The following is a 21,279-nucleotide window of genomic DNA, read 5'->3' on the forward strand; positions in this document are numbered from 1 at the left end:
TTGTTGAAGTGACTGTTAGGTTAGTAAATGAATGTCGAATTATTTACATTTATTTTACAAATCGTATAGCAGTGTAGCAGAAGAGGCTTTAGCAAGACTATGGCTTGCCTCATTGAGTATTGAGACAAGCGGCAGTATTTTGTTACAGGGTATTACTAATGAGTTTTAGATTACCAGTTAGCGATTTTCCAAGCGATTGAAATCAAGTAAACCCGCCGATTTCGGTTGGTTGCTTTTATACCAAGCGTGTAATTCATCGGCAAAAGCCCAGAAGTTAGGATTTGTTCGGCGAATAGCAAATTGGTCTTTAAATTGACGGTAATCTTGTTCGCTTTTAATGGCATTAAAAGTACGGACAAATTCACTAAGCTGGGTGTGCTCTACTTTAAAAAAGGCGTTGGGGTATGTACCTACCACACCTCGTAAAATGGCTAAATCATCTTCTGCGGGCAGACGACGATCAGCTTCAGAAAATAAATGAGCAACATTACTGTGCGCGGAATTATTGATAACACTATAGACTTGTTTTTTATCGCCATTGGCTACCATGACATAACTCACCTGGGGTAATAGCGCTACGCTTTCATTAGGCAATTGACTCAAATTGGCTATAATTTTATCGCTACCGCTTTGTGCTAATGCAGAAAGGTTAAACTGGCTGACATCAGTATTTTGAGTGTGCTTAGCAATCAATTGAAACAGCTCTTCTTGATGGTTACTGGTTTGATAGTTAATGCCTGTTTCCGGTAACTGAGCAAAATCATCGGAGAAAATATAGTCTTTAATATCGTCACTGGTATCACGATACCAATATTCATGTACTGCCTTACGCTCAGCTTTTGGTAAAAAACTAATGAAATTACTTTCAGCTTCCATGCGTAAAAAATCCATATACAAGCGAGTTTTTAGTTGATGGCTAACACTGCCATACACGTCGAATCCAGCGACCAATAAATAATGAATTCGTTCTAATAATGGGTAACTAATTAACCAAGCTGTTTTCGGGGTTGGGCCGATAAAGCCTTGTAATACAGAAGCACTGTCAAAGTGTCTGAAAACGGTTAGGCTGGCATTGGGATTTCCTTTACCTGACCATATCAAATCAAGGTTCAGTTGGTTTGGTTGTAAGTTAAGCGCTTTTACATAAGCTAATTTATTTTTTACATATTCCTGCTGACTTTTAGCATATTGTCGCCAGTAAAGTAATGACATGGCTTTATCACTGGTACCGGCTGGTAATTGTAATAACTCGGTATTCGCTTCAATGAACTGTTTGCTGGGGTAATGGTCAAAATTATCAGGACTGAGGAAAAACACCCAAAAATTATCTTCAATGACATTGAGCGCAATTTGTCCACGGCAAACAGGTCCTTTGATAAAGTTCATAATAGAGAATTGTGCTTGGTCTAATAAAAATTGATAGCGTGATTTATCTGGGATCGCTTGAAATGTTTTAAAGGGATTAGAAGCGTTAGCTAATTGGTAATCAGGTAGTGTAGTTACTGGATAATCAGGGTGGTAGAAAAGAGCTTTAAGACGCGCCATTTTGGCTTCACCAAATGGGTAGGGCATATGACGCTTGGCAATAATGGTGTCGTTATGTTTGATCAGTCGGTAATACACTTGCGGTTTATTGATAGTAGCTTTGGGACTGCCATCAGCATAGGGTGAATCAAAGGGACGGCGGGTAGTAATAACGGCTACTTTTTCATCACTGGGTGTGCTCGAACGAACAAGCTTAAAATAACTAGATTGTGATTTGTCGAAGTATAAATTAGCTAAATATAAATGTTCAAATAAATAACGAGCAATTAACTGTTCTTTAGCAGAGTTACCATTGAGTAAACTCTCCCAGCGATTGATCATTTGTTGTTCTTTAGCATTGGGTGGTACGGCATCAGGCATGATCGCGCCACGAGCTAACCAACCAGTTAATTGATCATGCTCTGGAGTTGATAGTGCTGGTAGCGCATAAGGCATACCGCCTTGTGGATACTTATTTTTATAATGCTCAAACTCTTCTATTGTTGGGCATTGCTGGCTTCTATTGAGTGAGACATCAAAGCTATCATTAAGTATTGGCTCATCGGGTAAAGGGTGTTGCTTTTTCAGTTGTAACATTTGATAGAATAAGCTGGCTTGGGTGTTCGCTTGCTCTGTTTGTTGTCGTTCATTAAGTACCGGAAAAAAGCCCTGTTGGCGAAGAGGCTCTAAGTTTTCAGTTTTCAACTCAGTTAATTTACTAAGGCTATCGCTTACTTTAGCAGTCAGTAAGCGCTCACCATTATATACCATGGTTTTATTGGCACCACGTTCAATACCCGCACGACTTTCCATTTTTAACTGGCAAGGCGCATCGTAACAGCCATGACAAACAACACAGCGATTTTCGATAATGGGTTGTATATTTTTGTGAAAATGAGAGGTTTGTGCGGTGGTCGGTTTATCTTGAACTAGCCTATTATCAACATTGCTTGGACCATACAGCTTGTCGAATTCCATAACGCCTAATGTGGCACAACCTGAGAGAAATAGAAAAATAAATAGCCATTGAAACTTGCGCATGAGGACCCTTAGGTAGCTGAATATTATTGAGCTAAGTTTAAGCTATGTTGATGAATACTGTAAAGTTACCATATGTTTTAGTCAGTATTCGTCAGCATTGCAGTGCCTTCTTATCGTTCACTAATATCGATTTCTTAGTTCAGGTAAGTCGCTATGGTATTGAACAAACTCCACTTCATAACCATCAGCATCAAGAAAGTAGATATTTTCTCTATATTTATCAGGTGTGCCATCTTTATGAATGGCGAAACCTGCTTTTTCTATGCGTGCTATGGTGCCTTTAAGATCACTGGTGACATAGGCAAAGTGTGCCAAACCTACTTGGTGGCCTGTTAAATCTCTATTTTCACCGACGCCATTATCGGCAAAGGCGATATACTGATAGTCATCACCAAAATGTAACCAGTTTCTCGGTTTTCCAGACCATTCACCTTTATCACCGCCGCGTACATGCCAGTGTGGAAAAGCCGCGCGGTAAAATTTCAAGCTTTTTTCTATGTCAGTGACGACTAAGTTAATGTGTTCTAAAGTAATCATAAGTGCTCTCCTGTACGTATAAAAACGCATCTATCAATAGTGTAGTTTCTTTTACATTGAATATTTTTTTTCAACTCGCCAAGGCGGATGTAAGCGATTTTCTCCGGCCCAATAGAGCTTTATCTTGTTGCCACTAGGATCTGATAATATTGCTTCACGCCATAAGTATGACTGTGAAATAGGTAGTTGTTCAAATTCAATGCCACGGCTTTGTATTGTTGTTACCCATTCATCTAATTTTTCATGTTCAAAATAAATAGTTGTGCCAGAGCTCAGTTTATTTGATTTGTTAGTCAGCGAGTCTGTTTCAGCTAAGCTTAATGAAAATGTTGCTCCCTCATCTGGGCAAGCAAAGCGTGCATAATGTGGTGTATCGACAATATGTAAAAATCCTAAACGGCGATAAAAGTCTGTACTTTCTTCCATGTTAAGGACGGTAAGGGTAACTTGATTTAAATTCATAATATTGCCTCGTTAACTTGATTTTATTTTATTTAGTGCAATTTCGTTCAATTCATTTTTCGATGAGCTTACATGCCGTATTGATATAAGTGTTCATTGTCATAAGTGTCGGTTTGCAAGGTTTGACGTAAAGATTTCATTGCTTGGCTGTAATGCAATAAGGTATGTAAACTATAACCAATGCGATGACGAATACGCTTATCACGACCCGTTAAAGCAGTACCTTGTTGAAGATTGCTTTCATCAAATGTATTTAGAATCTCTTCAACATTTCTGATAATGAGGTGGTCGGGTATAGCGACTAATTTGTTATTAGAAAAGGCATTCATTCTTAACTCTGCTATAGGGTAAGCACCGCTAATGCCATTAACCACAGAAATCAAAAGCACGGGTTTGTGACCAATATCTATCGCGTCGGCCATCATTAATAAATTTTTCAATAGCGGTGAAGCGGTGCCGCCCCATTCTGGTGTAATAAGAACTAACGCATCCATTGTTTGTAATTGGCTATTAATGGCCAACCAGTCGCTATCATCATTTTGCTTGCTAGTTTCTTCGCCATCCCATAGTGGTATACGCTGTTTGCACAATTCAATATGACGAACTTTGCTAAATTGTGTGCTGTTATTAAGTAAATATTCAGCAACTTTTGCACTTTGTGATTCAGTTCGTTGGCTAGCACTGATAATCAATAAATTCATAACAATCCCGTCGTTTTCTTTAGTAAAGTATTTTATTTACTTAATAAGGTAAACGCTTTACTAAATAAGGTCAAGTTAAATGTAAACAAAAAACCTTACTAAATATTGAGCTAAGCAATGAAATTATGATAAAAATACGTAATAATAATGAGGTAGCATCATCCTTCTGACGGAGACTTAATGAAAACACATGAAAAAATAATTCAGTTATTAAAGACTCAAGGGCCTTTAACAGCAAAGATATTAGCAAGTGAATTGGGCCTTACTACCATGGGCATCCGTCAGCATGTACAAGGATTGGAAGATTCTGGTGATGTGATTTTTAAGGATGAAAAAGCGGCTCGAGGCAGACCTACCCGCTATTGGTCACTTACTGATAAAGGCAATAGCCGTTTTGCTGATCGTCATGATGAATTAACTGTACAGTTACTCGACTCAGTAATTACTCTCTTTGGTGACGATGGCATGGAAAAGCTGATCAGTCACCGAGAAGAAACAGCGATGACCAACTATAGCTTAGCGTTAGCCGATCGTTTTGGTGTGGAAGAAAAACTACAAACCTTAGCTCAATTACGTAGCGATGAAGGTTATATGGCAAGTGTTGAAAAGCATGATGGCATTTATTGGTTAATGGAAAATCATTGCCCTATTTGTGCCGCAGCTAGTAAATGTTTAAGCTTTTGTCGCTCAGAGTTACAAATGTTTCAAACACTAATGAAGGATGTTGCCGTGGTAACTAGAGAAGAGCATATTATTGAAGGAGCAAGGCGTTGTGCTTATAAAGTAACACCAGTTTAAGGCTGGTGTTACCTCAGAGTTAATGTCGATTAAGCGCTTTCTTTATGGTAGTGACGCAGGGCATGTTCTTTTTGGCGGCCCTGACTAAAGGCAGTTACACGCTTTAAATAGCCAATAACGCGTGTGCCATGATCGATGTTTTCACTGCCGCAACTCGAGCAGAGATGTAAAGTGCGTTTGTCTATTTTTTCACATTCATTGCAAATAGTAATCTTCACATTGATGCAAAAGTAATTACAGCCAGTCGCTGCAGCGACATTAAACAGTTTTAAGTAAGCATCAGTAGAGAGTGACTCATCTAAATTTAAATGCAGTGCCGAACCACCATCAAGATATTGTGTCATTTCTTGACCGTGCATGACAAACTTATCAATATGATTGGTATCTTCGTCTTCAACAACATAAAAGTATGAGTTATAACATTCGCGGCTTACTTGGTAACCGTCTTTGCTGTCCCATTTAGCATTTTTAACACCAAGATTTTCAGCAGGTACGAATTCGGTGTTAAACATGTAGCCAAACTCTTTTTTAGCAGCTTGGTTCGCTTGGTAAATAACCTTTAACTGCTTGCTAACAAATTGCTTATATTCCTCATTGTTACCGACTTTAATTTGAGAGTATTCAGCCGCTTCGGCCATACCGTTAATACCAATGGTGAGGAATTGCTTATCAAGGGAGATAAACCCTGCATCGTAAACGGATAATGCACCTTGCGCTTGATATTCCTCCATCAATTTTCGATAAGCAACCTGATATTTTTGTATTTTTTCAATTTCAGTTTGTAAATCTCGCCCATCTTGCACTAATCGGTTCATATTCACGGTAATGACATTAATGGATCCCGTGGCTACACCACCTGCGCCCAAGGTATAAGAAAAAGTATTATCAGAAATCTCATTACGTAATCGACAGCAAGAGGCCAGTGAGTCTGCACTGTCAGACAAATAGATAAAGAATGAATTTCCTTCAGCTTTTTGCTCAGCGAGCTTTCGGGCAAACTCTTGGTCTTTACATTGACCATTTTCAGTCAACATTGCTGCAGTGACTACCGGGAAGGTGAGCACTGCTTTTTCACGCTCTTGATTAAGCCAACCAAGGAAAAATTGTTGTAACTGATCAACAGTCTGCCAATTTGGCTTGCTAAAATCAGGGAAAACAAAGTCGCCAAACATAGAAGCAAAGTAATGCTGATCAAATAGGGAAATGTTCCAAAATACACTTTGGTATCCACGAGCGGCCGCTGGTTGATTGATGGCATAAACCACATGCTGTAAGTGATTTTCTATCTCAGACTTATGCGTACTGAGATAGTCATTGCCATATTCAAGGCGAGCAAAATAGTCAAAGTAGGCAAGAAACTCAACCGTTGCAACCGCACCAGCAAATTGCGCGGAAATAGCAAAAATAAGGTTAACAAAAGAGCCACAGAAAGATTCTAAATGCTTGGGTGCTTTAGACTCGCCGCCTAGTTTAGTTAAGCCATCTAACAAAAAGGGGTACATGCTAATTGAGGTACAATATGGCTTTAAACTGGTCTCATCGTGTACGTAAATTTCATGATCTTCAATTTGACGTAAGTATTCTTTGGCTAAATCAGCATCAAAGGTATCACGTATTTTGTCATGAACTAACGCGCGATTAATTTGTACAAAACAATCCTTTAATAACTCGGCTTCTAAGGTCGCAATGTTTTTATGGCTAACGTTGGCATTGGCATCCATTTTTGAGCCATCTGCCGCATTTTTTGCTGAAAAATAGTGTTGGATAAAATCTTTTTTATTGGTAATTTGTTCTTCGTTAAGCCGCAACATTGTTAGCTCCTTGGGTAAATTGATAAGGTTCGAAAGTACTATTCTCAAAAGTACTCATTTCTAAAGCATTAGCCTTTATAGAATTCTTGAAAGAATTAGTGTCTAAAAGTGTCGTTTGGGAATGATTAGCATCGTCGGTGTTAGTATTGAAGGTATTCACATCGATAGTTTTGATAAATAGATGGTTTAATTTTTCACCTGAAATAACATCACGAAATACTTGATTGCTAGTTGGACTATCTAGGCCACCTAAAGCTTCTTGCCAAGCTCCTGTCTTTAAAAAACTTAGGTGCTGAGAAATATTTATATCAATGTGCTTTTCGCCTGAATAAAGGCACGTTTTAAGACCATGACTTTTAGCAATCAGCAGTTTGTCAATTAAAGCATTAGGCTGCCATTCACCACCAAAAAACACCACACAACTGATCAAGCCTTGATACTTCTTAAGCCACTGGATGAAGTTTGTATTAGTGAGCGATAAGCCATTATCTTCATGCCATAACTCTGTACTGTGACAGCCTTTGCAGCCGATCTTACAACCGGTAATACTAAAGCACAGGCTAATTTCATTAGGCACTTCTTGAAAGACCACACTCGGAGTAATGCAATTAAAAGCCATTATTAACCTATATATAGATGTTATTATTTTAATAAGCACAATATATAGTATTTTAGGGGGGTGCTTTGTTGATTTAGATCACAATAATTTGTGGTAGTGAAATAATTAAGCACAATATATAGTGCTTATCTTTAACTATAGATCAATATATAGTGTTTGAAGTGGTGTGCCGCGCAGTGCAGAGCTAGTGAATAGGTATGAAAAAGAGTTTTTCAGTACCCATTCACCGTATTTATTGGCAGCAGAGCTATCTATTTTAGTGCTGATGTCTGATCAAGCGGTCTGAGTTCCACTTGTTGCTTCCGATCACCTAATTCTGAAACGAGCATGCCGGCAAGAATCAATCCCGCACCGATTATGCCTTTTTCACCCAGCACTTCGTCGAGGAATATCCAAGCAGTAATGCAAGCGAAGACCGGCTCTGCAGCGAATATTAGTGCTACTTTGTGAGGTTTTAGCAATGTCTGACTTACTGATTGAGCCCAGAAAGCATAAGCAGTGCCTAAGATCCCTGACACCAAAATGGCAAATATCATCAAGGGGGTAAATAATTGTTGATGCCAACTCACCGGCTCCGCATCATGGTAATAAAAGGCAGGATCAGGACCAATGAATATCGCTATAGTACTGTAAAGAGAGACAGCAAAAATTTGCACAATACTTAATGGAATAATGGGAAAGTTATCGACTAAGCGATCAGTCATAATAATATGGCCAGCAAAACCAAAGGCGCAGATTAACACTAAAATATCACCTTTATTAAAAACTAACTTGTCTCCAATGGTTAATAAATAGAGTCCAGCTGTTGCGGTAATAACACCTATCCAGACTGACTTAGGAACAACATTGCGAAAGATTAAAAAACCTAATACAGGCACAAGAGGAACGCACAACCCGGTAATAAAACCAGCATTAGTTACTGTGGTAAAACGCATTCCTTCTGTCTGGGTATAAAAACCAATAAAGAGGAAAAATCCCAACAACATACCCGACCTTATTAATAAAACATAATTGATAGGTTTGTCGTTGTCTTTATTTTTTTTCTGCACAATCCACAGTAGTGGCAGCATTGAAAGTGTTGCAACAGCAAATCGGATGGCGTTGAAAGTATTTGTTGGCATCACTTCAATGGCAAGATCAATGGGAACAAACTCCACCCCCCAAATAAAGCAGACGATAAGTAGCAACATGGTTGCAATGCGAGGTGAAGTAACTGTCATAGATAAGCTCTTTTTGCTCCTTTTTAGGAGCGATAAATTGAGGACCGTATATTATACAAAACAGCTATTTATACCAAGTCCATTAAGTTATTTTCCACTCAGCGAGAATTAAAAGGCTTAGAGGCAAGGCATTGATTGAAGAGAATGGTTATTCCCTTATCAAAATAAATAACACAGCATGTAAGCCTTTTAAACTCGCCCCTGGGAGCTTGTCAGAAAAGCAATAACGGCACAAATTTGTGAGGTATAGAATGACTATATCAGCAAAAATTTTGTTTGTTATGACTCTTCTGTCATAGCTCTGAGGTGGGAATAAATTTAATGGAATTGGTATTAACAAGTAAAGCCTAGGTTAAGCATATCTAAAAATTTAAGCCATAACCCACGTTTCCCGCCATTAGCATCGGCTTTTTCTAGCGCTTTGTGAGTTAGATATACCCCTATCCAACGAAGCGGCTCTGGTGCCCAAGGTATCGGTTTCTTTTTCACAAATTGCATGTCGAGAATTTCACTTGGCTCATAGCCTAGTAGTTCGATGCCTATTCTGGCACCAAATCGAGAAGCGCCAACCCCCAAACCGGTGTAACCTATAGCCCATGCAACGCGCCCATCATAAGCAAGCCCTGGTACCACACAAAAACGGGTGGAAGTAGCAATAATACCACTCCAACGATGGCTGAATTTAACGCCTTTGAGTTGAGGAAATGTTTCAAAGAATTCTTGAGATAACTGCGCAAAGCGTTCAGGAATGTCTGCATAACTTTGATCTATGCCGTTATTAAAATAATAACGAACAGCGCCTCCGCCTCCCCAAGTAATACGATTATCTTTAGTGAAACGATAATAATGGAACATGTTAGCATGGTTAGAAAGCGCATGACGTGACTTATGCCAGCCAATTGAGTCTAGCTGTGCTTGACTTAGTGGCTCGGTTGCAATTTGATAATCCCATACAGGAATAATGGACCGACGTGCTTGGCCTATTGGATTACGATAAGCATTGGTCGCCATTAATACTTTATCGGCGATAATCATGACGTCAGAGCAGGTGACTGCCATTTTATCGTGACCTAATTTTTTCAGGCTTGTTAGTGGCGTTTCTTCATAAATACGTACACCAAGCTCCAAAATTACGCGTTTTAATCCCCAGCACAGTCGGGCCGGGTCAACCACGCCATCTTGACCGCTGCGATACCATAAACCCGCTAAATAGGTGGGTGAATTGACTTGCGCCTGCATTTCATCTTGATTAAACCAGACAACATCCTCGCCTTTGGCTTTTTCAGACTCGTAGATTGCACGCAGTGCATCTACAGATTCTTGGTCAGTTGCGATAGAAGTCTCACCAACTTTTTCATAGCGGGCATCAATATTGTAACGTGCAAGTGTCTCGATAAATTCTTTTAGGTTTTGTTGTCCCAATTGATGAAGTTTATCTGCCTCACCAGGAAATTGATGATCGGTATTGGTTTCTCCATGCGCTAAACTTGAACTTAAGAAGCCACCATTTCGCCCTGAAGCACCGTCAGATATAGTTGTTTTCTCAATCAAGATAATGTCGGCATTAGGCTGGCGCTCTTTTGCTTGAAGGGCGGCCCAAAGGCCGGTAAAACCACCACCAACAATCAATAGCTCACAGTCTGTATCTGTTGACAAAACTGGTAAAGTTTCTGGTCGAATATCCTGATCATGCCAAAGAGGGCAATATTTCGAATCTTTTAATGCTTCTAGGTGCTGTTTCATCATTTACTCTCATAAGAATTTTGTTATATTTCAGAGTCTGCTGTTCAAATTATTTGATATACCAGCCCCAAGGGTCGCTACTGTCAAAACGGGTGATTTGTTTGGTTTCAAGATAGTTATTTAATCCCCATTGCCCGAGCTCTCGACCTATACCTGATTGTTTATAACCGCCCCATGGTGCTTCAACAAAAGTAGGCTGTGAGCAGTTAATCCAAACAATGCCAGCTCGAAAAGCTCTTGCAACTCGCTCACAACGCTCATCATCTTTAGACATTACGGCTGCAGCGAGTCCAAAGCGTGAATTATTGGCTAACTGAATAGCCTCGTTTTCTGACTGAAATGGCTTAATACAGACAACCGGTCCAAAAATTTCCTCGTTCCATACCCAGCTATTTTCATCAACACCAGTCAATATTGTAGGCTCAAGGAAATATCCGACACTTAGATCAGGAGGGCGCTGCCCACCTGTCGCAATTGTTGCTCCATCATTAACGCCACGTTCAATTGCCGCGAGTACCTTGTTGTATTGATCGCTATTGACCAGGGGCCCCAGTAATACGCCATCTTGCTCTCCTGAGCCGATAGTGATTTTTTTGGTTTCTTCAATCAAACGTGCCAGTAAAGCAGGGTAAATTTCTTCGGCAACTAAAACCCGCGAAGTAGCCGAACACACTTGGCCTTGGTTCCAGAAAATACCGAACATGATCCATTCTACGGCTTTTTCAATATCACTATCTTCAAAAATAACAAAAGGTGATTTACCGCCAAGTTCAAGGCTAATATTCTTGATATCTTTAGCGGCCGTCGCCATGATTTTTGACCCTGTAGGTATTGAACCAGTAAAGGCTAACTTATCAACATCAGCATGCTCTACTAATGCCTGTCCGGCATCTTTCCCTAAACCAGTCACTATATTTAATACACCAGCAGGGAGTTTTGCTTCATCTGCTATCTCTGCCAGTGCTATTGCGGTGAGTGGCGTTATTTCTGAAGGTTTTAGAATGATTGAGCAACCTGCCGCCAAAGCTGGAGCAACTTTCCATGCAGCCATCAGCATGGGAAAATTCCAAGGAATGATCGCTCCTGCCACGCCAAGTGGTTCTTTTATTGCTTTTGAGCTAAAGCCCGGCTCTGCTAATTCAATGGCTTGCTCTGATGTGTTATCAAGTTCTTCGGCTAAACCAGCATAAAACTCAAACGTCGCGGCAGTATCTTCAATATCCCATTTGGCTTCAGGGTAGGGTTTACCATTATCAAGTACTTCCAGTTTTGCTAGCTCATCTAAACGTCTGGTAATAATATTAGCCATTTTTCGCAAGTATACTGCGCGTTCAGCACCACTTAAACGAGGCCATGGTCCTTGATCGAATGCTGTTCGTGCTGCATTTACCGCAGCATTAATATCGACACTGTTACCTGCTGGAATTTCAGCAATGATTGCTTCAGTGGCTGGATTAAGCACAGAAAATGTTTCACTTGTCGCCGATGAAACCCATGTCCCATTGATATAATGTTTATTTTTCATGATTGAAATACACCTTACTGGCTAAATAGTTAATATGTGATACGTCGGGTTAGTATTAGCTTGATTGCAAAATGGTATAAAATGCCCGAACGTTACCTGTTGCTCTCCAACTACATATAGCGCCCTGAGGGACAAAAAAAGCATCGCCGGCGGTAAAAAAATGCTCTTGACCTTCTGGTTCTGTAATGACAAGTGAGCCTGATTGTAAATAAACGAACTCGTTGCGAGGGAAGGGCTGCATTTTTGTAATAAATGCTTCGCTTTGCCAAGTGCCAGCCATGAACTTACCCGTATGATCTATATAATCATGTTGATATTTTTGCTCTGCTGCTTTTCCTTTGATCACAAAAGGTGTTTGTTCGATTCCGCCCCTAGTAGCATCTTGAATGGCTAACCGGTTTGAGTGATTAGCTTGAAGCTTAATAATGGACTCAACGACAGGTGTTGCGGGAATTCCTTCTTCTGGATGTTCTGAAATAACAAAAAATTTGCGTAAATAACCTGTTTGATGCCACTGACAATCGTAACCCTTTGGAATAACAAATGCCTCACCTGCTTGCACTTTTTCCATCGAACCTGTTTTACCATGCTTTATTTCTACTTCACCTTCAAGTAAATACATAAACTCGTCGCAAGCATAAGGCGCGGCGGCTTCAACCATAGTTGAAGTATCCCAGACGCCAATATAAAGGCCTAGGTTATCATCTTCATAATAAACATGAGTATGTTGAACTGGCAATTCTGACGCGAACAGTTGCGGATCTAATTCATCACGCACATCGCCAAAATTTTGAGGGGTAGGGCTTAATTTAATAATTTTATGGTCCAACATAGCTTGTGCTCTCTTGTTGCTGTATTGCAAAGGGCGACGCTGATATAGCGCGCCGCACTTTGTTCTATATTTCCTGTGCCAAATTAACTTGGGAATGCAAAAGTAGCGCCTTCACGCACGCCACTGGAAGGCCAGCGTTGGGTGATGGTTTTACGTTTAGTGTAAAAGCGAACGCCATCAGGGCCATAAGCATGTAGATCACCAAATAATGAACGCTTCCAACCACCGAAACTGTGATAAGCAACAGGTACGGGCAGTGGTACATTAATACCGACCATACCCACCTGAATGTTATCTGAAAAATAACGTGCCGCTTCACCATCACGAGTAAAGATACAGGTGCCATTGCCGTATTCATGGTCGTTAATTAACTGCATTGCTTCTTGCATGGTTTTAACGCGCATGACTTGTAATACCGGGCCAAAGATTTCAGCAAGGTAGCTTTCCATGCCAGCCGTGACACCGTCAATTAAGGTGGCGCCAACAAAGAAACCCTCTTCATAGCCTTTTACCTGAGGCTGGCGACCGTCAACCACAATTGTTGCGCCCTGATTTTGGGCACTGGTGATATAGCCTTCTACTTTGTCTTTGTGTGCTTGGGTAATGACCGGACCAAAATCATTACTGGCATTGTCATGAGCACCAACACTTAAGTTTTTCATCGCACCCGTCATTTTCTCAACTAAGGCATCTGCCGCTTCATCACCGACGGCAACGGCTACCGATAACGCCATACAACGCTCTCCTGATGAGCCAAAGGCCGCACCGAGTAATTGATTTACTGCATTGTCCATGTCGGCGTCGGGCATAATGATGGCATGATTTTTCGCGCCGCCCAATGCCTGACAGCGTTTACCATTGGCATTTGCGGTGGCGTAAATGTATTTAGCAATCGGTGTTGAACCAACAAAACTCACCGCTTTAATGCGTTCATCAGTTAATAACACATCGACAGCTTCTTTATCACCGTTAACCACGTTCATTACGCCATCAGGTAAACCTGCTTCTTTTAATAACTGCGCGATATATACAGTTGAACTTGGATCGCGCTCTGACGGTTTTAAGATAAAACAATTACCGCAGACAATGGCCAATGGGAACATCCACATAGGTACCATGGCAGGGAAGTTAAACGGCGTGATACCGGCAACTACGCCTAACGGCTGAAATTCACTCCAGCTATCGATATTTGGGCCAACATTTTTGCTGTGTTCGCCTTTTAGTAATTCAGGTGCGCCACAAGCGTATTCTACATTTTCAATGCCGCGTTGCAGTTCGCCCGCTGCATCATGTGATATTTTTCCGTGCTCTTCACCAATTAATCGGCAGATTGTGTCTGTATTTTGTTCTAACAACTCTTTGAAGCGAAACATCACCCGCGCACGTTTTATTGCTGGGGTATTGCGCCATTCGGGAAAAGCAGCCTGAGCGGCGGAAATAGCCTGTTCAACGGTTTGCTTTGACGCTAACGCGACTTTCTTTTCTGCCACTCCGGTTGCAGGGTTAAATACTGCTTGAGTGCGTACGTCATCATTGACCATTTCACCATTAATTAAATGGCCTACTACATTCACTTCGTTCATCACATTCTCCGAGGAGGGCCGATAACCAGATTGGTATCAAGCCCATAGTTTATTGTTTACGCTATTTCGTTAAAGGTTTCGCCCAGCGCACTGAGCAATGAGTCTATTTCTGCGCGCTCACTGGTAAAGGGCAGACCAAGCTGGATGGTCGCGCCGCCATAACGGACATAAAATCCTTTTTGCCACATTTTCATCGCAATTTGATAAGGGCGTAATGCCGGCTCACCAGGTACGGGATCAATAGTAAAACCGGCGGCAAACCCATAGCTGCGAATATCAGTCACGTGCTTACACCCTTTTAGGTTATGAACAGATTCTTCAAAATACGGACTATGATCTTTTACACGTTCAATAAGGTTGTCTTGTTGCAAAACTTCTAAGGCGGCCAGCCCGGCTGCACAGGCAACAGGGTGCGCGGAGTAGGTATAACCATGGGGAAATTCCACCATATAGTCAGGACCACCTTGTTCCATAAAGGTATCGTAAATTTCCTGTTTAGCAATGACAGCGCCCATAGGAATAGTGCCATTGGTCATCTGTTTAGCGATGTTAATCATATCTGGGGTGACGCCGAAAGCTTCGGCCCCAGTATTGGCTCCCATACGCCCGAAGGCACAAATCACTTCGTCAAAAATCAACAGAATATTGTGTTGATCGCAAATCTCACGTAAGCGGTTTAAGTAACCTACCGGCGGCGGGATGACACCTGCAGAGCCTGCCATGGGCTCAACGATCACCGCCGCAATATTTGACGCATCGTGTAGCGCAACTAACTCAAGTAGTTCGTTCGCTAGTTCAACGCCAGTTTTGGGTTGACCCTTAACAAATTTATTTTCATCTAACATGGTGTGGCGTAAATGATCAGCATCTACGGCTGTGCCGAATAATGCGCGATTAGGTCCGATACCGCCGACCGAAATACCGCCAAAATTAACGCCGTGATAGCCCAAACCGCGACCAATCAATTTGGTTTTGCTCGCCAAACCTTTTTTTCGCCAATAGGCACGTGCCATTTTAAGTGAGGTTTCAGCTGATTCAGAGCCAGAGCCAGTATAAAAAACGCGGTTTATTCCTTTGGGCATAAATTCAACGATTTTCTCGGCTAGCTGAAAAGCTTTAGGGTGAGAAAATTGAAAAGCGGGTGCATAATCCAGTTGTTTTATTTGCTTACTCACCGCTTCGGTAATTTCAGGACGGCTATGACCAGCGCCGCAACACCAAAGACCAGATAAGCCATCAAATATTTTTCGACCATCAGCATCAGTGTAATAATTTCCCTCTGCAGAGGTTATGATGCGTGGATCTTTTTTAAATTCACGGTTTCCAGTAAATGCCATCCAGTGCGCATCAAGTTGTGCCTGACTTATGCCGTGGTTGCTTTGGTTGTTCATATTTGACCTCAATTGGCTAAGGTTAGGATTAAGTTGACTCTATTATCACCATCCTGTTAAATTATTAAATACCTCTTTTTTTAACGATAGTTATCTAATAGGTTACTTATTGGAGATTAATGAATAAAATAAAAAACATTCTGCCTCACCGACTTGGTGACTCTCATATTCGGATCTTACGTATTTTTAAAGCGGTTATTGAATCTGGAGGATTTGCTGCTGCAGAGGCCGAACTTAACATCAGTCGTCCTGCGATTAGTAACGCAATGTCTGAATTAGAATCGCTATTGAACATGCGCCTGTGCCATCGCGGAAGAACAGGGTTTTCTATTACCGAGCAAGGTGAACATGTTTATAACGCGACCTTGCAGCTATTAGGCAGTTTAGATACGTTCAAGTCACAAATTAATGCTATCAACACTAAGTTGGTTGGAGATTTAAATATTGGTATTACCGATAACTTGGTTACCAATCCACAAATGCGTATTACCAGATCGCTTAGTGCGTTTAAGCACCGTGCACCTGAAGTGATCTTTAATATTCAGATGATGCCGCCTTACGACATCGAAAATGCCGTATTAGAAGGACAACTTCATATCGGCGTAGTGCCCGACTTACGTGCTTTATCAGGGCTAAATTATCTTCCTTTATACAAAGAAAAATCCTTATTATATTGCAGTGCTCAGCACCCATTATTTAATCAAGATCTTAATACCATTAGTGACTATGCTCTGGAAAAGTATGACGCAGTGTTGCCTTGTTACCCACAGCCGGCCGAAATTAAACAACAACAGAAAAGGTTTAAAGCCTCGGCTACATCTACCGATCGAGAAGGCATTGCATTTCTCATTCTTACAGGACGTTTTATAGGTTTCTTACCCACTCACTTTGCTGAACGCTGGGTGGTCCAAGATTTGTTGCGCGCTATAGAACCTCACAAACGTAATTTCTATACTAATTTTTCGGCCATCACTCGAAAGGGCGCTCGCCCCAATTTAATTACTGAAGCTTATTTAGAAGAATTACACAAAACAGCCTAGTCAACTCTACTCTCGGTTTAGCAGCGTTGCAAAATAATAGGGTTTAAGATTTGTGTATTTTATTTTCTTCAGTAAATGAGGATAAGTAACCAATACTGTAACTAACGTTTAAAAAAATGGTATTTATTAAAATATAAAGGGGGTCAATACTCTATCAAAGGGGACAAATATAGTGTCAATTGTAAATAACCAAGCAAAGCACGACTTAATACCCTCTTGATGTAGCGTATAAAAAACTAGGTATGTTTGAACGTTTGGTTTTTTGTTTCGCTTGTTTAGTTAATCCATGATGCAACGAAAGGATAAATAATGAGACTTTTTAAGAAAGCAACAGTAACAGCAATGGCATTGTTAAGTGCCGGAATATTTGTAAGTAGCGTTAGTGCTAGTGAAGAACAAGTAGTCAAAATGTACAACTGGTCCGATTATGTTGCCGAAGATACATTAGAAAATTTTAGAAAAGAAACCGGAATTCGGGTCATTTATGATGTATTCGATAGTAATGAAGTACTCGAAGCCAAACTACTCTCGGGCCGATCTGGTTATGATATTGTAGTGCCGTCAAACAGCTTTTTAACCAAACAAATTAAAGCGGGTGTATATAGTAAATTAAGCCGTGATAAGTTAACTAATCATAATAATTTAGACCCTGAACTAATGAGCAAGTTGCAAACAGCCGATCCAGGTAATGAACATTCAGTCCCTTATTTATGGGGCACTAACGGCATTGGTTATAATGTTGCGCAAGTAAAAGCTGCACTAGGTGATGATGCACCGACTGACTCACTAGAACTTATTTTTAACCCTGAATATGCTGAAAAATTAGGGAAATGTGGCTTAGCCGTCCTTGATTCGCCAGATGAAATGATCCCACAGGCGTTGTTGTATTTAGGGCTTAACCCAAACAGTCACAAGGCTAGCGACTATAAAGCCGCGGGTAAATTGTTAGCTAAAATACGCCCTCATATTACTTACTTCCATTCTTCACGTTACATTTCAGATTTAGCTAATGGTGATATCTGTGTTGCTTATGGATTCTCAGGCGATGTATTCCAAGCTAAAGCCCGTGCAGAAGAAGCCGGAAACGGACAAATAATTGAATACAAAATTCCAAAAGAAGGGGCAAATCTTTGGTTTGATATGCTGGCAATCCCTAAAGATGCCCCCAACAAAGAAAATGCTCATAAGTTTGTTAATTATCTATTACGACCAGATGTTATTGCTGGCATAACTAACTATGTTGCTTATGCAAATGGTAATTTGGCTTCGACTAAGTTAATCGATAAAGAAGTTCGAGAAAACCCAGCCATTTACCCTAATGATGAGGTAATTAATAATCTATATGTCCAACAAGTTCGCCCGTTGAAAGCGCAACGTTCTATGACCCGTATATGGACGGCAGTAAAGACAGGTCGAAAATAAACTCAATGGGCAAGTCATGGCTTGCCCACTTAATGTAATCTTGATGTCTTAAATAAGCTTCTACCTTAAGCTTGTTTAAGACCTTTTGGCTCAATAAGGTGAATATCTTGTTGTGGGAATGGGATAGTAATTTTTTCTTGTTCGAAGGCTAAATAAATCGCTTTATAGGCACTATATTTTGCAGCGTATAAGTTTGTCGTAGGTATCCAAAGTCTAATACCAATGTTAATAGCGCTGTCAGCAAACGCATCGATACCTACCTGCATACGTACTTCGTCAGTATAGACATCAAGTTTGGCTAAGGTACGTTCAATAAGCGCGACAACCTCAAGTGGGTTGTCTTGATACGAGATACCAACAGAGAGTTTTAATAAAGTATCTTTTCTCGAGTTAAGTACCACTTCACCGACAATATGCTTATTAGGAATGGTGATCTCAGCACAGTCTTCATCTTGGATAATGGTGTAAGCTAGTTGTACCTCTTTAACTATGCCTGTAACGCCCTGTACTTCAATAGTATCTCCTACAACAAAAGGGCGAATAATAATGATATTAAAGCCTGCAGCGTAATTGGCTAATAAACCTTGTAAGGCTAAACCAGCACCTAATGAAATGGCGCCAAGGGCGGCAATAAATGGCGTAACACTAATGCCTATTTTACTTAATGCCATGATACTTATCATCACCATCACTACCATTCGGGAGGTACTGGCGATAAAGCGGCTTAACGTTACATCGAGTTTTTTCTTTTCACAGAGGCGTAATATTGCTCTCGATATTTTACCCGCGACAATATAACCCAATATAAATATTATTAAGGCGCCAATTAGTTGAAAACTATAGTTGGTAAAAAAATCGATAATGATGTTATAAATTTGTGAGGCTTGTTCAATTTCATGACGTAATAATTCAGCAGGCAGATCGACGGCTTGCTGCGCTGTATCGGATATGCTGTTGCTCAGGCTTCCAGTATTCTCTGTTTTTGGGTCTGTCATAATGTTATCCATTGAAATATAGCTGTGGTAGTTAATTCAGAATAAGGTTGATTAAAAACGGTAACCTAGTTGCATCATAAACTGTTGTCGATCACTAAAGGCTAAGTTGGTTTCGGCAATAATTGCCCATTCTTCGGTAATATTCCATTGTGCACCAATAAGGTAATTCCACGGTGAACTGGCATGCTGATCTATAAGAACTGCAACTTTATTACCCGGCGTTGAGATCGCCAATTGTTGTTTGATGTCTTGTTTCATGGCGCCAAGCCAAATCTGTCCTTGATAGATGCCAATACTGCCATTCCATCCTAAACGAGTGGAATATACTGTTTGTGTTGATTTTTCGATGGCGATATTAATGTCGGCTTCGGTGTAGTTTACATCAAACATGCCAAAAAAGTCACCGTAACCACCCGCGATGGTTGTACCATAACCTAACACTGTGCCATGAAAATCTAATTTTGTTGGAATACCTTCAGCGCTGACTAAACAATGACCTGGCGCTGGACCTTGAAAGGGTAAGTTAATACTGGTGCAACGCTTATCATTCAACCCATTGCCAATGCCTGCTGAAGCTAACAATAATGTTGGTAGTTCAAGCTCTACATCTAATTCAAGCTCTGCTGTGCCCTTTGTTTTACCCACTATGCCGTAAACATTCCAAAAGGGTAGGATCCAGGCATCAAAACGTAAGTTATAGGTAGTGTCGGAGACTTTTAAATTTTTCGCGCTAATGGAATTATCAATAAAGTCATTTATGATCTCGCTTTGCTGGCCATCAATTTCTAAGCCAATTTCAGATACTGTGAAAGGTTGTTCTTGCGTTAAGCCTACTAGTGAAATACCAAAAGGCAATGGTAATAAATAACCCGCTTCACGGGCTTCTTTACCTAAAATAGGAAGGAAATCTGACCAGCGATTTCTAGGCGGTAAGGCCTCTGGTATCACTAATTCATAACCAACACTTGAGTTAGGGTTTTGTCTGTCACTGACTTGTTGCTTGTAACTTTCATTGATTTTGGCTTCACTGCAGTATTGCGCGCATTGACTTTTCTGTTGCTCTGAGAGTCTGATGGCTGATTCGTTGTTGGACTGAGCCTCTGTGCTGTTTTTATCTACAGTTGCTAAAGCTTCAGTGTTAGTTTCTGGCTCAGTAGCTTGTGTAGATAAGCTAAGCAAAGCGCAAAATAAAAAACTAATGAATAATAAATAGTTAGCCATGAAGAATATTTTCCATAATATGTGTGGTTACTTGTTTATTTTATACCGTTCTTTCTTAATCCGCACAGATCTAATGCTGAGAGAAAATTAGTGCGGTGATTCTGGCTTAACATTCCCTTTAATCATCAGTTAACAATTCAGTGATGCAATTAATTTGCTCTGTTAATGACGCAACTTGCTGTTCTAACTCGTTTACTCTTTGTGCGAGAGACGTTTGCTCTGCTGCCGGCATTACTTCAGTTTGAGCACTGCTCACTTGAGCAAAACTGGTCTCGTCTACATCTGAAAGCAAATGCACATAACGTGACTCTCGTTTACCAGGCTCACGTTCAAGTTTTCTGACCAAAACTTGACCATTTAACGCTTGTAATTGATTTAAGGTATTTTCCACCTCACTCACGTCTGCAAAGTCAGCCAATCTATTGGTGCGCGTCCTTAATTCACCAGGCGTTTGCGGGCCTCTTAACAATAAAACACAGATCACGGCGCGTTGTTGCGGCGTAAATTTTAAATTGCCAAATTCGGTATCACAAAAACGGTGAAAGTATTTATTCACGCGAGTTGATGCTTTTTGGTCGACCATTAATTGATTCATTTGCACCAGTTCATCGACAATGTTTTGCACATCGCTTTCCGATAGTGACATTACCGGCTCACGATTACTTTTTTGATTACAGCCGGTGGTAATACCATTTAATGAGAGAGGATATTGCTCAGGTGTGGTGGTTTCTTTTTCAAGCATTACGCCAATAATGCGGCATTGTTCTGCGGAAAGTGTAATCATGATGAAGGTACCTTTATGAAATAGCTACTA

The 21,279-nt window shown here is 40.6% G+C and carries 18 protein-coding genes; 3 read left to right on the plus strand and 15 right to left on the minus strand.

Features of this window, described 5'->3' with window-relative positions; all coding sequences use genetic code 11:
* Nucleotides 1-177: 177 nt before the first annotated feature.
* The 4 genes from ND2E_RS12515 to ND2E_RS12500 form a co-directional block, all read right to left on the minus strand.
* A complete protein-coding gene (locus ND2E_RS12515) occupies nt 178-2,565 on the minus strand; it encodes a fatty acid cis/trans isomerase (RefSeq protein WP_033093555.1) in 2,388 nt (795 codons plus the stop codon).
* Nucleotides 2,566-2,685: 120 nt separating this feature from the next.
* Nucleotides 2,686-3,102, minus strand: a complete 417-nt coding sequence (locus ND2E_RS12510; RefSeq protein ID WP_033093556.1) for a VOC family protein — start codon at nt 3,100-3,102, stop codon at nt 2,686-2,688.
* A 51-nt stretch (nt 3,103-3,153) separates the two neighbouring features.
* The gene (locus ND2E_RS12505; protein WP_033093557.1) at nt 3,154-3,564 is read right to left on the minus strand and encodes a VOC family protein; all 411 of its coding nucleotides are present in this window, start codon (nt 3,562-3,564) and stop codon (nt 3,154-3,156) included.
* A 68-nt stretch (nt 3,565-3,632) separates the two neighbouring features.
* A complete protein-coding gene (locus ND2E_RS12500; RefSeq protein WP_033093558.1) occupies nt 3,633-4,265 on the minus strand; it encodes an NAD(P)H-dependent oxidoreductase in 633 nt (210 codons plus the stop codon).
* A 180-nt stretch (nt 4,266-4,445) separates the two neighbouring features.
* On the opposite strand from ND2E_RS12500, the gene ND2E_RS12495 reads away from it, so the two are divergent.
* The gene (locus tag ND2E_RS12495; protein ID WP_033093559.1) at nt 4,446-5,063 is read left to right on the plus strand and encodes a helix-turn-helix transcriptional regulator; all 618 of its coding nucleotides are present in this window, start codon (nt 4,446-4,448) and stop codon (nt 5,061-5,063) included.
* Between the two features lie 29 nt (nt 5,064-5,092).
* On the opposite strand, the gene nrdD is transcribed toward ND2E_RS12495, so the two are convergent.
* The 8 genes from nrdD to ND2E_RS12455 all read right to left on the minus strand — a co-directional run bounded on the left by nrdD (nt 5,093) and on the right by ND2E_RS12455 (nt 15,787).
* Entirely contained in the window at nt 5,093-6,874 is a 1,782-nt protein-coding gene (gene nrdD, locus ND2E_RS12490) for an anaerobic ribonucleoside-triphosphate reductase (protein WP_033093560.1), read from the minus strand.
* The gene (gene nrdG / locus ND2E_RS12485) at nt 6,861-7,493 is read right to left on the minus strand and encodes an anaerobic ribonucleoside-triphosphate reductase activating protein (RefSeq protein ID WP_033093561.1); all 633 of its coding nucleotides are present in this window, start codon (nt 7,491-7,493) and stop codon (nt 6,861-6,863) included. Before nrdG ends, nrdD begins: the two co-directional genes overlap by 14 nt.
* A gap of 251 nt (nt 7,494-7,744) precedes the next feature.
* Entirely contained in the window at nt 7,745-8,713 is a 969-nt protein-coding gene (locus ND2E_RS12480) for a DMT family transporter (protein WP_033093562.1), read from the minus strand.
* Between the two features lie 333 nt (nt 8,714-9,046).
* Complete coding sequence (locus ND2E_RS12475) at nt 9,047-10,459, minus strand: NAD(P)/FAD-dependent oxidoreductase (protein ID WP_052056438.1); 1,413 nt, start codon at nt 10,457-10,459, stop codon at nt 9,047-9,049.
* 46 nt (nt 10,460-10,505) lie between these two features.
* Nucleotides 10,506-11,981, minus strand: coding sequence for an aldehyde dehydrogenase family protein (locus tag ND2E_RS12470; protein WP_033093564.1), 1,476 nt, complete (start codon nt 11,979-11,981; stop codon nt 10,506-10,508).
* 55 nt (nt 11,982-12,036) lie between these two features.
* A complete protein-coding gene (locus ND2E_RS12465; RefSeq protein WP_033093565.1) occupies nt 12,037-12,813 on the minus strand; it encodes a cupin domain-containing protein in 777 nt (258 codons plus the stop codon).
* An 83-nt stretch (nt 12,814-12,896) separates the two neighbouring features.
* Nucleotides 12,897-14,387 (minus strand): CoA-acylating methylmalonate-semialdehyde dehydrogenase, encoded by a 1,491-nt coding sequence (locus ND2E_RS12460; RefSeq protein WP_033093735.1) that lies wholly within the window; start codon nt 14,385-14,387, stop codon nt 12,897-12,899.
* 65 nt (nt 14,388-14,452) lie between these two features.
* The gene (locus ND2E_RS12455) at nt 14,453-15,787 is read right to left on the minus strand and encodes an aspartate aminotransferase family protein (RefSeq protein WP_033093566.1); all 1,335 of its coding nucleotides are present in this window, start codon (nt 15,785-15,787) and stop codon (nt 14,453-14,455) included.
* Nucleotides 15,788-15,906: 119 nt separating this feature from the next.
* Here ND2E_RS12455 and ND2E_RS12450 point away from each other — a divergent pair, with 119 nt between their 5' ends.
* The gene (locus tag ND2E_RS12450) at nt 15,907-16,827 is read left to right on the plus strand and encodes a LysR family transcriptional regulator (RefSeq protein ID WP_033093567.1); all 921 of its coding nucleotides are present in this window, start codon (nt 15,907-15,909) and stop codon (nt 16,825-16,827) included.
* A gap of 309 nt (nt 16,828-17,136) precedes the next feature.
* Nucleotides 17,137-18,249 carry a polyamine ABC transporter substrate-binding protein gene (locus tag ND2E_RS12445; protein ID WP_033093568.1) on the plus strand — a complete coding sequence of 371 codons (1,113 nt, stop codon included), beginning with the start codon at nt 17,137-17,139 and terminating at the stop codon, nt 18,247-18,249.
* 65 nt (nt 18,250-18,314) lie between these two features.
* On the opposite strand, the gene ND2E_RS12440 is transcribed toward ND2E_RS12445, so the two are convergent.
* The 3 genes from ND2E_RS12440 to ND2E_RS12430 all read right to left on the minus strand — a co-directional run bounded on the left by ND2E_RS12440 (nt 18,315) and on the right by ND2E_RS12430 (nt 21,249).
* On the minus strand, nt 18,315-19,244 hold the full coding sequence (locus tag ND2E_RS12440; RefSeq protein ID WP_081962018.1) for a mechanosensitive ion channel family protein: 930 nt from the start codon (nt 19,242-19,244) through the stop codon (nt 18,315-18,317).
* Nucleotides 19,245-19,295: 51 nt separating this feature from the next.
* Nucleotides 19,296-20,465: a hypothetical protein gene (locus tag ND2E_RS12435; protein WP_033093569.1), complete on the minus strand. Its 1,170-nt coding sequence runs from the start codon at nt 20,463-20,465 to the stop codon at nt 19,296-19,298.
* A gap of 118 nt (nt 20,466-20,583) precedes the next feature.
* The gene (locus tag ND2E_RS12430) at nt 20,584-21,249 is read right to left on the minus strand and encodes a YceH family protein (protein WP_081962019.1); all 666 of its coding nucleotides are present in this window, start codon (nt 21,247-21,249) and stop codon (nt 20,584-20,586) included.
* Nucleotides 21,250-21,279: the final 30 nt, after the last annotated feature.

Origin of the sequence: Colwellia psychrerythraea, assembly GCF_000764225.1 — a bacterium.
GTDB lineage: Bacteria > Pseudomonadota > Gammaproteobacteria > Enterobacterales > Alteromonadaceae > Colwellia > Colwellia psychrerythraea_D.